This window comes from Taibaiella chishuiensis, from assembly GCF_003014535.1.
GTDB classification, from domain to species: domain Bacteria; phylum Bacteroidota; class Bacteroidia; order Chitinophagales; family Chitinophagaceae; genus Taibaiella; species Taibaiella chishuiensis.
On sequence record NZ_PYGD01000005.1, the window covers coordinates 124,509 to 139,382 of the forward strand.

10 protein-coding genes are annotated in these 14,874 nt (G+C 49.0%); 4 read left to right on the forward strand and 6 right to left on the reverse strand.

Going from position 1 to position 14,874, the window contains the following annotated elements; all coding sequences use genetic code 11:
- Positions 1-32 precede the first annotated feature (32 nt).
- Positions 33-632, reverse strand: a complete 600-nt coding sequence (locus B0I18_RS14305) for a TetR/AcrR family transcriptional regulator (RefSeq protein WP_106523408.1) — start codon at positions 630-632, stop codon at positions 33-35.
- 99 nt (positions 633-731) lie between these two features.
- Between B0I18_RS14305 and B0I18_RS14310 the strand changes: the two genes are divergently transcribed.
- The 3 genes from B0I18_RS14310 (at position 732) to B0I18_RS14320 (ending at position 4,367) form a co-directional block, all read left to right on the forward strand.
- The gene (locus B0I18_RS14310; protein WP_106523409.1) at positions 732-1,217 is read left to right on the forward strand and encodes a DinB family protein; all 486 of its coding nucleotides are present in this window, start codon (positions 732-734) and stop codon (positions 1,215-1,217) included.
- Between the two features lie 125 nt (positions 1,218-1,342).
- Positions 1,343-2,431: a T9SS type A sorting domain-containing protein gene (locus tag B0I18_RS14315; protein ID WP_106523410.1), complete on the forward strand. Its 1,089-nt coding sequence runs from the start codon at positions 1,343-1,345 to the stop codon at positions 2,429-2,431.
- A gap of 190 nt (positions 2,432-2,621) precedes the next feature.
- The gene (locus tag B0I18_RS14320) at positions 2,622-4,367 is read left to right on the forward strand and encodes an amidohydrolase family protein (protein ID WP_106523411.1); all 1,746 of its coding nucleotides are present in this window, start codon (positions 2,622-2,624) and stop codon (positions 4,365-4,367) included.
- Between the two features lie 937 nt (positions 4,368-5,304).
- Here B0I18_RS14320 and B0I18_RS14335 read toward each other — a convergent pair.
- From B0I18_RS14335 to B0I18_RS14350, 4 genes are all read right to left on the reverse strand, one after another.
- A complete protein-coding gene (locus tag B0I18_RS14335; protein ID WP_106523414.1) occupies positions 5,305-7,734 on the reverse strand; it encodes a TonB-dependent receptor in 2,430 nt (809 codons plus the stop codon).
- A 250-nt stretch (positions 7,735-7,984) separates the two neighbouring features.
- Positions 7,985-8,494 carry a hypothetical protein gene (locus tag B0I18_RS14340; RefSeq protein ID WP_106523415.1) on the reverse strand — a complete coding sequence of 170 codons (510 nt, stop codon included), beginning with the start codon at positions 8,492-8,494 and terminating at the stop codon, positions 7,985-7,987.
- A gap of 83 nt (positions 8,495-8,577) precedes the next feature.
- Positions 8,578-9,654 carry a sensor histidine kinase gene (locus B0I18_RS14345; protein WP_106523416.1) on the reverse strand — a complete coding sequence of 359 codons (1,077 nt, stop codon included), beginning with the start codon at positions 9,652-9,654 and terminating at the stop codon, positions 8,578-8,580.
- 85 nt (positions 9,655-9,739) lie between these two features.
- A complete protein-coding gene (locus tag B0I18_RS14350) occupies positions 9,740-9,937 on the reverse strand; it encodes a class I lanthipeptide (protein ID WP_106523417.1) in 198 nt (65 codons plus the stop codon).
- Positions 9,938-11,644: 1,707 nt separating this feature from the next.
- Between B0I18_RS14350 and B0I18_RS14365 the strand changes: the two genes are divergently transcribed.
- Positions 11,645-12,403: a hypothetical protein gene (locus tag B0I18_RS14365; RefSeq protein WP_106523420.1), complete on the forward strand. Its 759-nt coding sequence runs from the start codon at positions 11,645-11,647 to the stop codon at positions 12,401-12,403.
- Between the two features lie 163 nt (positions 12,404-12,566).
- On the opposite strand, the gene katG is transcribed toward B0I18_RS14365, so the two are convergent.
- Complete coding sequence (gene katG, locus B0I18_RS14370; protein ID WP_106523421.1) at positions 12,567-14,870, reverse strand: catalase/peroxidase HPI; 2,304 nt, start codon at positions 14,868-14,870, stop codon at positions 12,567-12,569.
- Positions 14,871-14,874: the final 4 nt, after the last annotated feature.

Below are 14,874 nucleotides of genomic sequence, written 5' to 3' on the forward strand. Positions count from 1 at the left end.
TCGGTCATTTTAATTATAAAAAAAACCGGGACTCAGACCAGGTGGTTCCCGATCTCTTGTTTAATGATCTTACAAACAGTCTTCATTTTAGCATTATGTCCCGCCACACGGCTCATCATTACCCCACCCTCTATAAGGGCAAACATTTTGGTGGCAAACTCTGCCGGCTGCCACCGGCTGTCGAACGAACCCGCAGCAATGCCCTTGCGTACAATACCCGCAATACGGTTCTGCGCGGCATGCAGCGCCTTATCCACCTCAGCGCGGATCGCAGGGTACAGATCGTCGGCTTCCATCCCAAAATTGAGCAGGGGACAACCGCCCGCCACCGGCGGATGCATCGGATCGGCAAATACCTCCAGAAAGGCCAATAACCGTGCAGGGGCATCGGCTACATCACGTAAAGCACGTTCTACGCTGTCATTCAACAGTTGTATATTATATTTCACTACGGCCAGGGCCAGGTCCTCTTTATCTTTAAAATGGACATACAGGCTGCCCTTGGAAAGACCCGTAACGGCCATAACATCACTCATGGCTGTAGCGGCTATGCCCTTGGTATTGAATACCGGGGCGGCCTGTGTAATGATCAGCTGGCGCGTGCGTTCTGCCTTGTCTGTAGCGGGTATCATAATAATGCAAAGATAATGACCGATCGGTCATTGCCAAAAGTTTTTACCATAGTTTTATCTTATTAAGCTATACATTTGTCATTATCACAATACGGCAATATGGACAGGATATTCAGGAAAGGCGCCTGTGGCGCATTACTGGACGAGTATGAACAGGTAATCGATACCCTGAAAAAAGTGATCCGGCCCATCCCGGACAGCGAACTGGCAACTATAATCGACCCGCATACCGCAGACGATAATTGCAGGTCCCTGCAGGCTATCCTTAGTCATGTAGTACATGCCGGCTACGGCTATGCCACCAGTATCCACAACCTTAGCGGGCCGGCGCAAACACGACCCGGTAAAGCACTGCACCCGCAGACCGCTGCCTATCTCGACGATCTCGACCATATGTTCCTGTTCACCCAACAGGTATTCCGCGCTATCGAAGATGCCGACCTGGAACAAACAGATAACCAGCGCAAAATAATGTCGGGCTGGGGACAGGTATATGATATCGAACAGATGATGGAACACGCCATCGTACATATCATGCGCCACCGGCGTCAGATCGAGCGGCTCCGGCAGCAAAAGAGCGGGTAAAAGTATCTAGCCTTGGCCTCGCTTTTCATTAAATAAAAATTACATTAAAATTTATAAACCTTTTAAAGCAAAAATGTGTTACCTCATTTTGTTGCCTCTCTTTAACGATATAAAAATGCACCATTATGAAAGCACTTTATACCCTGCTTATCCTCCTGTTGCCTTTTTCGCAAAGCCATGCACAGGAGTTCGTTTTACCCCCTTTCAGCACCGATGTGCCCTGTTATGACGGTAGCGCCTACACGCTGAACGTACGTCTTAAAGTTACCGGCGTCCGCGTGGTTAACGTTTATTCCGATAACGGCGCCAGCGGTTCTTTTTCCTTCGAATTATTATTTGAGTACATCAACCTGTTTACCGGAACGGTCGGAACCGGCGCCACCTCGTTCTATACTTATGATGTAACCTTTTACTCCGACAACCCCAACCTGGCTTCTCCCCAGATCAGTAATAACCTGCCCGTACCACTGGTAACAGATACCGGCGATAATATTTCCCTGCACAACAACAACACGTATACCGGCTCTGCGTCCGCCATGGGACTTGCAGCCAACACTACCTATAACAGCCAGTCCGTTATCGACCTCTTTGGCTTCGACAGCGTTCATGTAAACCTCGGAGCACCTTGTCTTACCGCTACCGGAACCGCCGTACCGGTAGTACCGCTGCCCGTAACCCTGAGTGCCTTCTCTGTTGCCCGGAATGGAGCCGCTTTAATATTAAACTGGACGACCCGGCAAGAGCGCAACAATAAAGGTTTCCAGCTGCAGCGGAGCCAGGACGGCAAAGACTGGAGCAACCTGGTATGGGTTAACGCGCAGACACAAAACGGCAACAGCAACGAGGAGTTAAACTATACTACCCGGGACCAGGCGCCCGCTTTGGGCGACAACATCTACCGCCTGTTGCAGACGGACCTCGATGGCCGTACCGAAATCAGCAAAACGGTCCGTTACAATTTCACCAACAGTAATAACAGCAACTCCGGGATAATGGCCTATCCTGTGCCGGCCAACGGGCTGCTTAAGATAAGGTATACCGACCCGGGCCTGATCCCGGACCAGGTAAGCCTGTATGATATGACCGGCAAAAAAGTACTCGGTTATAAACCGGCCGGAACAGAAACCACGATCAACATCTCGCAGCTTCCGAATGGCAGCTATTGGCTCCGGTCCGGCATACAGTATCTCCGGATTACTGTTATACATTATTGATATGTACCCCGCATGGGCGAAATATAAGCAGAACAGGGTCCGGCGCCGGATCCTGTTCTGCGTTTACAAGAGAGTCGTGTTTTCAAAAATCACACAGACATAATTGTTTATACAGATCATCATCTGTAATTTTGAGCCAGGGCGCAAGCGCCCGCACAAACCATAAACAACATAACCTAAAACCGCATCGATGGACAATACCGCACAACCGGAACCGGTGGTGAATTGCCATACCCATATCTTTACCGGCGACCATGTGCCGCCTTACCTGGCCAAGACCTTCCTGCCCGGCTTCCTGTACTGGTTATTGCCACTCAACCTGGTGGTATACCTCTGCCGCAAATGGTACAAACAGGTCTATCCGCTGCAGTTCCGCCCGGCTTATAAACGCCTGCAACGGGTGGTGTATACCATCCGGATCTTTATCAACCGAACCTTCCTGTTGCTGGCATTCTATTGGATATTCGGTACCTGGCTCACCTTCCAGGTTTTTAATATTGTTGCCGCTTTCTCGGGACTGCAAACATCGCTGCCCGCCTGGATCCGCAGGGTACTGGCCTTTATGGCGCAGCACCGCCTGCTGATCAAAGAGCCCGGTACGATTTCCAGCATATTGTTGGTAATGGCCTTATGGCTGTTCTTCCCTACCGGCCGCAATTTCCTGCTCTTTGTATTTAAGAAGTTCTGGAGCATACTGGGTATGATGCCGGGCAAACAGACCAAGGAACTGGCCGGGCGTTATATGAATATCGGTCGCTTTGCTTTTTATGAAAACCAGAAAGATGTATTCCGCCGTTTGCAGCACCAATATCCCGATGGTACCCGTTTCGTGATCCTGCCGATGGATATGGAGTTTATGGGCGCCGGCAAAGTAAAACAGGATTACTACCAGCAGCTTCGGGACCTGGCTGCGCTGAAACAGAACGGCGGCGATATCGTACTGCCTTTTATCTTTATCGATCCCCGCCGGATCAGGCGGGATGCGGATTTCTTCCGGTATAAGATCGAAAACGACCGGGTAGTGTTGGAAGACTGCGTTGTAAAAGAGTATATCGAAAAACAGGGATTCTGCGGCTTTAAGATTTACCCGGCACTGGGTTACTACCCTTTCGACGAGGACCTGCTGCCGGTATGGCGTTATGCAGCCGAAAACGGTATGCCCATTACCACGCATTGCATACGCGGTACTATTTTTTACCGGGGCAAAAAGAAGAAAGCCTGGGACCGCCACCCGGTATTCCAACAGGCCGACGGTAACGATCAATACAGCCCGATGTTGCTGCCCGAACGGGCCAATAAAGACTTTAGCGTCAACTTTACCCACCCGCTCAACTACCTCTGCCTGCTCGACGAAACCCTGTTATTGCGCCTTTTGTCCGGCAAAGACATCCGGCAGGAAACCCGCGACCTGTTTGGTTATACGGGGCCGGAGCAACCCTTAAAACATAACCTCTCCCAACTTAAGATCTGTTTTGCGCACTTTGGCGGCGAAGACGAATGGCAACGGTACTTTGAGCTCGATCGCGATAATTTCAGCACACAGATTGTCAAACATCCGGGTATCGGGATTACCTTTTTGAAAAATGCCAAAGGCCAGGTTACGAAAGGCAAGCTGGAAATGCTGTGGAAAGGTACCGACTGGTATTCTATAATCTGTAGCATGATGTTGCAATATGATCATGTGTACAGCGACATCAGTTATATCGCACACGACAACAACATTCACGCCCTGCTGAAAAGGACCCTGCAAAAGGAAAACAGCAAATTGCGTCGTCGCGTATTATTCGGTACCGACTTTTATGTGGTAAGGAATCACAAGTCGGAGAAGAAGATCATGGCCGATACCATTGCAGGATTGAGCACCGAAGAGTTCGACCTGATCGCCAGGCAGAACCCAAGGCGTTTTTTGAGGTTAGATGTGAGGTATGAGATGTGAGATATTAGATGTTAGATGTGAGATATTAGATGTTAGATATTAGATGTTAGATATTAGATATTAGATGTTAGATATTAGATGTGAGATGTTAGATGTGAGATGTTAGATATTAGATGTGTCATCGGGAACACACGCTATTAAAGCCAGCTAATCAATGAGAACCTTCGCTGCGCTCGGGATGACAGACTCCCTTTGAAGTACATTCCTTTATTAAAGCCAGCTAACTGGTGAGATCCTTCGCTAGACTTCCGATGACAGCGTTCACTTTAATACTTGATACCTGATACTTGATACTAAAAAAATGAGATCCTTCGCTAGGCTCAGGATGACAACAACCCTCTAATACAATTACGCTAATAAAGCCAGCTATTGGAGGAAGTACGAGCAGCTTGTCCATTTTAATTAGTCCTATGTCATCCTGAGCCCCGCGAAGGATCTTAACAGCGGGAGTCACCGATGCGGCACTGGTTAACTTTCCCCTATTTATTGCCGGCTGGGTCAGCTACGCTCCGGATGACAGCAACCCTCCAGCACAATCACTCCTGCAAAGCCAGCTTGTTGATGAGATCCTTCGCGGGGCTCAGGATGACAACGAATACGTCAACAGTTCAAAATTCAAAACTCAAAATTCAAAATTTCCCTGCTGCGCTCCCGATGACAGCAATCCTCTGTAACAGCACGCTGGTAAAGGCAGCCAAGGGGTGAGATTCCTTTAATACATGCCCCTTTATCAAAGCCAGCCAATCAATGAGATCCTTCGCTGCGCTCAGGATGACAGCGTTCACTTTAATACTTGATACCTGATACTTGTTACTAAAAAAATGAGATCCTTCGCGGGGCTCAGGATGACAACCATATCTTGATACCTAAAATCTAATATCTAATATCTAATATCTAATATCTAATATCTAATATCTAACATCTAACATCTCACCCATCAGTTACCGAAGGTATAGGCAAAGTTCAGGGTAAAGTTCCGCGGGCGCTGCGGGTTTACCGACCAGTAACCGATATAATAAGTAGTATTGGTAATGTTGTTCAGGTTAAAGGCAATCCGGTAATGCGCCGCGCTGTAGGATATCGCTGCGTTTACCAGGGTATAGGCCGGCAGGTTGAATACACCGGTTACACTATTGTCGATCACTTTATAAGTACCGGCATAGTTGCCGCCGATGCCCAGCCCGAAGTTGCGGAGCGCTCCTTTCAGGAAACGGTAATTGGCCCAGAAGTTGGCCTGGTCCTGCGGCCCTTGTCCACCGGGTGCACGGCCGGGCTCGTTATAGAAGTCTTCGTTATTGCCTTTGGTAATTTTGGTTGTATTATGGCTGTAACCTGCTATCAATTGCAGACCCGGTATGGGGTGCGCATTCAGGTCGATCTCGAAACCTTTACTGCCCACTTCGCCGCCCTGCAGGGAGTTGTTCGGATTGGCAGGATCGGGATACACCCTGTCGGCCACGCGTATGTCGTAGTAGGAAACCGTAAAACCCAGCTTATCCGCGAAGAGCGTGGTCTTTACACCTGCTTCCCATTGGTTGGCATGCTCTGGTTTAAAAGACAGTACCCGGGGGTTCCTGCCATCGGCATCGGATACCGTTTGCGGCGATACGTTTACGAAGGCATTCATATAATTGGCAAAAAGGGATACCTTTTCCAACACGGGCTGGTACACCAGGCCGAATTTAGGCGACAGGGCGAATTGGTTAAAGTCATCTGCCGTTGTACTTTTTTCCCCTTTGGAGACAAAATAATCGGCCCGTAAACCGACCATTGCGATCAGTGAAGGCGTTATATTGAGTACATCGGAAACATAGGCGCTGTAAGCGCTGTTACTCACATTACTCTTCGTACCGCCGGTATTGGCCAGCGCCTGGTCCACAAGTGCGCGCGTCAGGTATACCGGAGCTACGGTATCGCCGGTAGCCGGGTTGATGTATTGCACCTCGGCCTGTTGCGGCGTTACGTGTCTTACGGTAGCCCATCCGGAGCCGTTATTGATCACGTTACGGTTAAAGTAATCGAGGCCTACCAGCAAGCGGTTACGCATCTTACTGATCTTAAAGTCGCCGTTAAAGTTCTGCTGTATGTCGGTGGTTGCCGTAGTCATCATCTCCTTATGGAAATACTGGCCGAAGTAATTATCGCCATAGTCGTCATCCCAGATATAGGAGTAATAACCATCCGACTTTACCGAACCGCGCGACACTACGGTTTGCGAGCTCCAGTTGGGCGACAGCTTGTACAGCATCTGGGCCTGCAGGTTAAACCTGGGGTTCTTCAGCGTAAGATCATTACTCATAAAAGATTGGCGGTTGTCCAGGTTCAGGGCCGCGATGTCTTTGTACAATAAAGGATGGGCGCGGTCGGAATGAAAGAAGATCGGCGCTACGGCACGCTCCTCCTGCAGGATTTCGGTAAGCACCTGGAACGACAGTCTTTCGTTGACTTCGTAAGTCAGGGAAGGCGCAATGAAAAACGATTTCTTGAAGCCCGCATCCTGGAAACTGTTTTCGGTATGATAAGCGGTATTGATGCGCAGGGCTATTTTCTCTGTTTTGCTTAAAGGTGCGTTTACGTCGGCGGTAACCCGGTTCAGTCCGAAACTGCCCGCTGTATACGATACCGCGCCGCCGAAATCGAAGTAAGGTTTCTTGGTTATGGTATTGATCATACCGCCATAAGCATAGGTAGCGCCGCCGAACAATGTGGCTGAGGGGCCTTTGATGACCTGTATCTCTTCTACGTTGGCCAGGTCGAGATTACCGCTGGTAAGACCGGGCAGGCCATTGATCAGCGAAGGCTGGGCTTCGAACCCGCGTAAGGCGAAATAAGTAGCGCCATCGCTGCCCCTGCCCGTAGACTCCCAGGTGCGGGCAATACCGGGTACATTGCGCAGGGCATCGTCATAATTGGTAATGCCCTGTTGGCGCATGGTTTCGATCGACACACTGTTATATACCTGGGGATTCTCCAGGTTTTTAAGCGGCATTTTTGCCACTACGGTATTCACTTTATCCGAACGGTCGAAGGGCACCACCACTTCTTTAAGCTGGGCGGCATTCTCTTTCAGGATAAAACTCAGGGTAACGGTTTCGCCTGCTGATAGGGTTACGGGCTGCTCCTGCGGCTCCAGGCCTACCGAAGTAGCGGTGAGGATATAACTGCCCGCGGCAATACGTTTGAGCTGAAAAGCGCCACCGGCGCCGGTTACCGTGCCTTTGGCCGTACCCTTCATACCGATTGTCACCCATTCGGCGCCCTGGCCGTCGGCGGTTTTAACTACGCCCTTTATGATGCCATCCTGCCCGAAGATAAACGGGACATACAGGAAAAAAGAGAGGAACAGGAGCGGTAATTTTCTGATCATGTGCGTTTTTGTTTGTGTATTAAAAAGGAGCAAAACCTTTACCTGCAGCAGCTTACAAGCCGTTGCTGATTATTTTTTTGCCGCGCAAAGGTATTACACAGAAAAAACAAGAACGATCAAATGCAGTAAATACTTTTGTAAAATGTTTATGACAAAAAAAGCCCTTGCCTGCTGATGCGACAAGGGCGGAAAGATGTTCCCAAAGGAAGTATAACACTTTAGCAGCGGGTAAGAACCGGATTCCGGCCGGTTAATGCGCCTGCTGGTCTTTTAATACAACCGTACCCATATGGGTATTATCGACCACGACCATCAATACCGGGCGTATCGTATAGGATTGTTTGGCGCCCTTTATCGTCTCGTAGGTAAAGACCAGTTGATCACCCGTCTCCTTTTTAAGGCTTATGGGCTTCAGTTCGGTGGCCATATCGGTTTCATCTGCCACGACTGCGATCACAAACTGTTTGGCAAAATCAATAGCGGTGGGCATACCATTTTTCCCCATATGCGCCGCCGCTCCGAATATATTATCGAAGTCCTGCTGCGTGGTAATGCGGGGAGCAGGTAAGGGCCCTGGCTTCACGGTGTTTTTTACAAAGTACCCCTCGGCCACGGTATAGGGAACGTCGGCGGTCGCGGGCGCCGGGCTGGCTTCCTGTACAGGTGCCGCCGGCAAACTGTTTTCGGAGGTTTTACCGCTGCCGCAGGACTGCAACAGGCAAACGCCCAGTAAGGCAACAATGGATGTTTTGTATAGCATAGCTGTCCGGTATTTTTAACAGTTAGGTTTTGATATATGTGTTAGTACGTGCATACGGATACAACACGCTTTCGGCCGGGCTATCAGGCCGGGCTCACCTGGCGTTTCGCCGTTTTCAGGGTTACTTTATCGATAGCGTTGATCCGCAGGAATACATAGAAATCATCGTCATCATCATTGATCAGCAAAGTATGCCGCTCTTTGTAACCGTTGTTCAGGTGGCGTTTAATCAGCGGAATACCAATACCGGCACTGTGTTCCTTGTTCCGCACCCCTTTCTTGTTATAGACCGCGAATATCAGATCGCCCTTGTCTATTTTAAGCTGGACCACGATACTTTTTACCGGGTCGTAGTAGGCGCCGTGTTCGAAAGCATTCTCCACGAAGCACATCAGTACATGGGGCAAAATACGATAGTCGGCATGTGCCGGCACAGATTTGGAATAGGAAATATTAATATCGGGATACCTTCTTTTGTAAATAGAGATAAGACTTTCCACGGTTTCGATCTCGCGGCTTAATGCGATCATGCCATCGCTGCCCGTTTTTACAACGGAGGATTGCATGATGCTCATCAATGCATTCATATCGCGGCCCAGGCCCGGCGATAAGGCTTCGATCTCATGCCGGAAGGAGTCCAGGGTATTAAACAGGAAATGCGGGTTGATCTGGGCTTTTAAAGCGGTATTTTCCAGCTCCAGGTTCTGCTGCTTCATTTTCTCGATTTCGAGGTCTTTAAGCCGTAACCGGTTGCGCTTGTCCATGCGGGCGAACCAGTAACTGGTAGAATACACCATGAAACCGAACCACTGCCAGGTAAAGACAAGGATGATATAATAAGGCGATGTGCCCGCAGTAGAAGGGGTAACATGAAAGAGGTAGGGATCTATGATAAAGGCAAACAAATAACGCAATAATACGCTGCCGGCCCATAGCCCTACCTCTGCTATACCAAACTTGAAGTATTTGCCCGTCTCGTAATAACGGGGCAATACCCATAGTGCATTCACATAAAAGATCAGGGCCGAGATCAGGTTAGATACTATGCCCTCATAAATAGTGCCCCAGAGGTCGTGGCCAACATGTACAAGAATAGATAAGGTTACATAAGCAACCCAAATCAGTAAATGCCAACCTGCTTTTGGTATACTACGATTCATGCTCCGGATTGTTTTTAATTGGTCAGATATGCGGCAAAAAATGATCGATATATGACAACAAAGTTGAATCCGAAGATATATATTTTTATTGATTAGTTACAACACATTCGTTTCTTGTGTTGGGATAAAAATAGGGAGGAGCATTGTAAGGTGGGGCACAAAGATACGTTTCGCGGGGGGCTGCAAGCGCTTCCTCTCCGGCCCGTACAGCCTGCATTACATCGGGATTCAGCCTGATCAGGCTATGCTTTTTCAACACCAGCTTTTTGTTTATTTGTTTCATAATGAACGTTTTTTCAGAAAGTTAAGACAAATAATTTTCAGTTTCGCATAAATCACAAAAAAAAAGAAAATATTCAACAACACAAGTAAAAATTATCTATAAAATACTAAAAACTAAACACTTGAATACAAACATAAAACATATAAACCCGTATAAAAATGGCCTTAAAGCCGCTAAAATGGCTTGATGACCGGAATAAAAACAAGACCAATAAAACACGTTGTAACCCGGCATTGCCGGTCTTACATTTTTAATAAATTTAACATTTTCGACAGCCATAAAATAGCCCCGAGCAGGCATTTTTTCCGGGCTTTTTCTTTTTTAACAGCGAAAGCCGATAATTGTTTTAATTTTTTTAATAAGTTCTATAAAGTTTGTCCCGCCCTCTTTTTGGCTTCTTTTGAGGCACAAGATCAACATGTAAAAAAACACAAAACTGTTGTTATCTGAACCTTTTTTAGGGCCGGACAGGGCGCCGGAGCGAAATGCGTGCTTGCAGCAACCAGGATCAAGCGGAATTTCGGGTCAAGCAGAATTTCTGGGGGATAAAAGCCTTGTTCTTAAAACGAATCATCATTTTGCCAGATCCCTATTTATTTGCTTAGCTATTCTTAGTGCCTCGCTACGAATTTACATGGCCTGGCAGCTACTACTATTTGCATCAGTGGAATACGTTTTTTCTCGCAGCGATACGGCGACACAGTGAATGGGTGAATATTGATCATAACATCTGGCCACCAACCGCATAGGAATGCTTTGCTAGACGCCCATTACATGCATTGCCGGGCGTCTAGCCAGGAAACAACCAAACATACCGACCTTTAGAAAAAGGGCGTTAATAAACCGCGTAGCGTTCATGAGCACCAACAGGAAAATAAAAAATACAGCGAATAAATGCTGCAGGACGACGTATAGAAAGAAATACAGTTCCCACAGTCTGGCCCTGTACCTTAGTTCGTTCGTCATTCCTTCGTCCATTTTTTGCTACCGCCCGGACTTATTTCTTTTAGGCGTACAAGGCATTTTTAGCACTTTTTCTACAGTCTTGATTTTTGCTTCTTTGTATTAAGACAAAGAAGAATAAAAATCAGGGTAAGTATACCGGAGCCCCCAGGTATTCCGCTTGATCCGGAATTTCCAGGTGGACATTAAGCATCGAGTTTGCAGATATGTTCCCGTAATTATCAAGGGAAATAATAGGGTGCGCTTAGGCTATCCAGAATAGATAAATGTACTACAATACCAGAGGTCCTCGCGGGCGAATGTGATCCCGTGAAATTTATATTTTCTAGCCGCGGCACTGCGAGAAAATAAAATATGGGTTGAAATAAAAAATTCCCGCGTAGTAACGGGAAAAGAAAAAAGCCTGGTGAACCAGGCTTTCCGGATAGTACCGGGGGGAGTACCACCCTCTTCTTAAAAAAACGAGGTATAATGAGGCATTTATGCCAGGATCAGCGACCTGATGTTTACGGTGTAAAAGTGCTCATAATTCATGATACAGTCTACATAACGCTGTTAATTACTGTAAATACAACGCGTTAATTACTGTAAAGCACTTTAAAACAACAGTTTCACAAGCAACAGGTGTTGCCCCCTTGCTGCCCTCATTCTACCAAGAAATGTGCTACAAGGCTTGTATTCCCGGCACAAACACCTATCTTGTTTTTATATACCTGTTCACAACCCTGAAATCATTTCAACTACATGGCAAATCCCAGTAAATTTTACCTGACCCATATGAACGCACGTACCCAATACCGTGCCACCTGGGATCCTACCAAGAAACTGGTTATCGGTTATATCGGCAAACTGCAAAACGGCGTACTGAGTATTTATTCTTCCCTTGAAAAAGAGGGCATTCCGGCACAGGTGCAGATCGACGACTCGGGTGCAGCCATGGATTATACCTCCCACGATAGTGTCAGTATTACCACCAAACTGGCCGGATCGTCGCCGGTAGCCGGTAGTGTGCTGACCGACCTTGATGCGGGTTTCAGCCTGGCCTTTAAAAGCGATCGCAGTATTGTTTTCCAGACCAGTAACCACAAAGTGCACCAGCTCGTTAACCTGGCTGAGATCGAACAGGCCGTGCTCGACAAATACGAAAATGGAAGCTGGAATAAGGAATGGCTGATCGTTACGGAACTGGTAGAGGCCGATTCGGCTACCATCATTATTTCCAACAGCAGCAACGGTGTACTCGACCTGAAAGCCAATGCCAGTGCGGGCACCGCTCAACTCAGCCTGGCCAATGCCGCCCTGGGCCTTTCTGTAGCCAGGGAGCAAGGCAGTACACTCAAATACATTACCCAAAACGGGTTAACCCCGCTCTACCGGGTCATGGGTATCAGGCATCCCTTCCTGGGCGACCCCTCGTTGCATACAAAAAGCATTCCTGCTACAGGCGGGCAATACAGCCCCTTTCAAATACAGGAATTTGACGAGCGCGAACTGGCGGATTAAGCAAGCCGGCATTTCCGGATACCGGCTAAAAAGAGCATTTACAGGCAGTTTCCGAAAAACAGAACAGAACCGAAGGAATACAAAACTAAATTATATACCTAATAAAATAAGGCATAAAAAAAGGGCAGGTGAACAACACCTGCCCTTGCTATAACACGGATCTTTATTTCAGATCGAAACGATCGAGATTCATGACTTTTACCCAGGCCGCAACAAAATCTTTTACGAATTTATCGCCGGCACCGGCGCTGGCATATACTTCCGCAATAGCCCTGAGTTCGGCATTGGACCCGAATACAAGATCGGCACGGGTAGCGGTCCATTTACGGGCGCCACTGGCACGGTCGGTACCTTCGTATAATTCCTGGTCGCCGTCTATTGCTTTCCAGGCCGTATTCATATCCAATAAGGCCGTAAAGAAGTCGGGACTCAGCTGCCCCGGGCGTTGGGTAAAGACACCATGGGCAGAACCGTCAAAGTTGGCGTTCAGCGTGCGCATACCGCCCACCAGAACGGTCAGTTCTGGCGCTGTAAGTGTGAGTTGTTGCGCCTTGTCGACCAGTAATGCTTCTGTAGGAATAGCAGAGCGGGTTTTACGATAGTTGCGGAAGCCATCGGCTTGCGGTTCGAGATAACCGAACGATTCCACATCGGTCTGGTCCTGCGTAGCATCGGTACGTCCGGGTGTAAACGGCACAGTAACGGTAAACCCGGCATCGGCCGCCGCTTTTTCTACCGCTGCACTACCCGCCAGTACAATAAGATCGGCCAGTGCAATTTTTTTACCGCCGCTCTGCGCCGCGTTAAAGGCCTGCTGGATGCCCTCCAGCGCCGACAGGGTTTTCGTGATCAAAGGTGTATTGTTGACCTGCCAGTACTTCTGGGGGGCCAGGCGGATACGCGCGCCGTTAGCGCCGCCCCGCTTGTCGGAACCGCGGAAAGTAGACGCAGCAGCCCAGGCCGTGGTTACCAGTTCGGGTATACTAAGACCGGCCTCCAGTATTTTGCCTTTTAACGCGGCAATATCATTATTATCAACCAAAGTATGATCTACCTCCGGTACGGGATCCTGCCAGATCAGCACTTCCTCCGGCACCTCAGGACCAAGGTAGCGCGCACGGGGCCCCATATCGCGGTGGGTCAGCTTGAACCAGGCGCGGGCAAAGGCATCGGCAAAGGCATCGGGATTTTCGAGGAAACGCCGTGATATTTTCTCATAAGCCGGGTCGAAGCGCAGGGAAAGATCGGTGGTCAGCATGGTAGGCAGATGCTTTTTTGAAGAATCGTAAGCATCGGGGATAATTGCCTCAGCATTTTTAGCGACCCACTGGTGTGCGCCGGCAGGGCTTTTGGTCAATTCCCAATCGTAGGCAAATAGGTTTTCGAAAAAGTTATTGCTCCATTGTGTGGGGGTTTTGGTCCAGGTTACTTCCAGGCCGCTGGTAATCGCATCGGCGCCCTTACCGCTGCCATAGCTGTTTTGCCAGCCCAGTCCCTGTTGTTCCATGCCCGCCGCTTCGGGTTCTTTACCCACATTGTCGGCCGGGGCCGCACCATGCGTTTTACCGAATGAGTGGCCGCCGGCGATCAGGGCCACGGTTTCTTCATCGTCCATAGCCATACGGCCAAAGGTATCGCGTATATCTTTAGCGGCTGCAATCGGATCGGGGTTGCCATCCGGGCCTTCGGGATTTACATAGATCAACCCCATCTGTACAGCGGCCAGCGGCTTTTCGAGGTTGCGCGAATGTACATCGCCATCAGCATCATCGTCCGTTACTACAACGCCGTGGTGTTCGCGCACGCCATCCGAACCATGGGCATAACGGATATCGCCGCCCAGCCAGGTGCGTTCCGAGCCCCAGTATACATCTTCATTAGGTTCCCATACATCTTCCCGGCCACCGGCAAAACCGAAGGTTTTAAAGCCCATAGACTCCAAAGCAACGTTACCGGTAAGGATCAGCAGATCCGCCCAGGAAATTTTATTACCATATTTCTGTTTGATGGGCCAGAGCAACCGGCGTGCCTTGTCGAGGCTTACATTGTCCGGCCAGCTGTTAAGCGGGGCAAAGCGTTGCTGTCCCTGTCCGGCGCCGCCACGGCCATCATGCACACGATAGGTGCCGGCACTGTGCCAGGCCATACGAATAAACAAACCGCCATAGTGGCCAAAGTCGGCCGGCCACCAATCCTGGGAGTCGGTCATCAGGGCATGCAGGTCTTGTTTCACGGCTTCCAGGTCCAGGCTATTGAAGGCTTCGGCATAATTGAACCCTTTATCCATCGGGTCGGATAAAGCCGAATGCTGGCGAAGCGTGCTTACCCTTAACTGGTTAGGCCACCAGTCGCGGTTCCTCGATCCGCTGCCTGCTACTTCTTTCAATTGTCCTCCCGAAAACGGACACTTACTTACGTCTCCCTGAGGGTGTTGTTCACCGGAGCTGTGGGGCTTGTTGTTTTCCATAAGC

Bases quoted from the DNA above. Each gene is read 5' to 3' on its own strand.
- B0I18_RS14365 (WP_106523420.1), top strand. From the start codon at position 11,645: ATGGCAAATCCCAGTAAATTTTACCTGACCCATATGAACGCACGTACC.
- B0I18_RS14350 (WP_106523417.1), bottom strand. From the start codon at position 9,937: ATGAAACAAATAAACAAAAAGCTGGTGTTGAAAAAGCATAGCCTGATC.
- katG (WP_106523421.1), bottom strand. From the start codon at position 14,870: ATGGAAAACAACAAGCCCCACAGCTCCGGTGAACAACACCCTCAGGGA.
- B0I18_RS14335 (WP_106523414.1), bottom strand. From the start codon at position 7,734: ATGATCAGAAAATTACCGCTCCTGTTCCTCTCTTTTTTCCTGTATGTC.
- B0I18_RS14305 (WP_106523408.1), bottom strand. From the start codon at position 632: ATGATACCCGCTACAGACAAGGCAGAACGCACGCGCCAGCTGATCATT.
- B0I18_RS14345 (WP_106523416.1), bottom strand. From the start codon at position 9,654: ATGAATCGTAGTATACCAAAAGCAGGTTGGCATTTACTGATTTGGGTT.
- B0I18_RS14320 (WP_106523411.1), top strand. From the start codon at position 2,622: ATGGACAATACCGCACAACCGGAACCGGTGGTGAATTGCCATACCCAT.
- B0I18_RS14315 (WP_106523410.1), top strand. From the start codon at position 1,343: ATGAAAGCACTTTATACCCTGCTTATCCTCCTGTTGCCTTTTTCGCAA.
- B0I18_RS14310 (WP_106523409.1), top strand. From the start codon at position 732: ATGGACAGGATATTCAGGAAAGGCGCCTGTGGCGCATTACTGGACGAG.
- B0I18_RS14340 (WP_106523415.1), bottom strand. From the start codon at position 8,494: ATGCTATACAAAACATCCATTGTTGCCTTACTGGGCGTTTGCCTGTTG.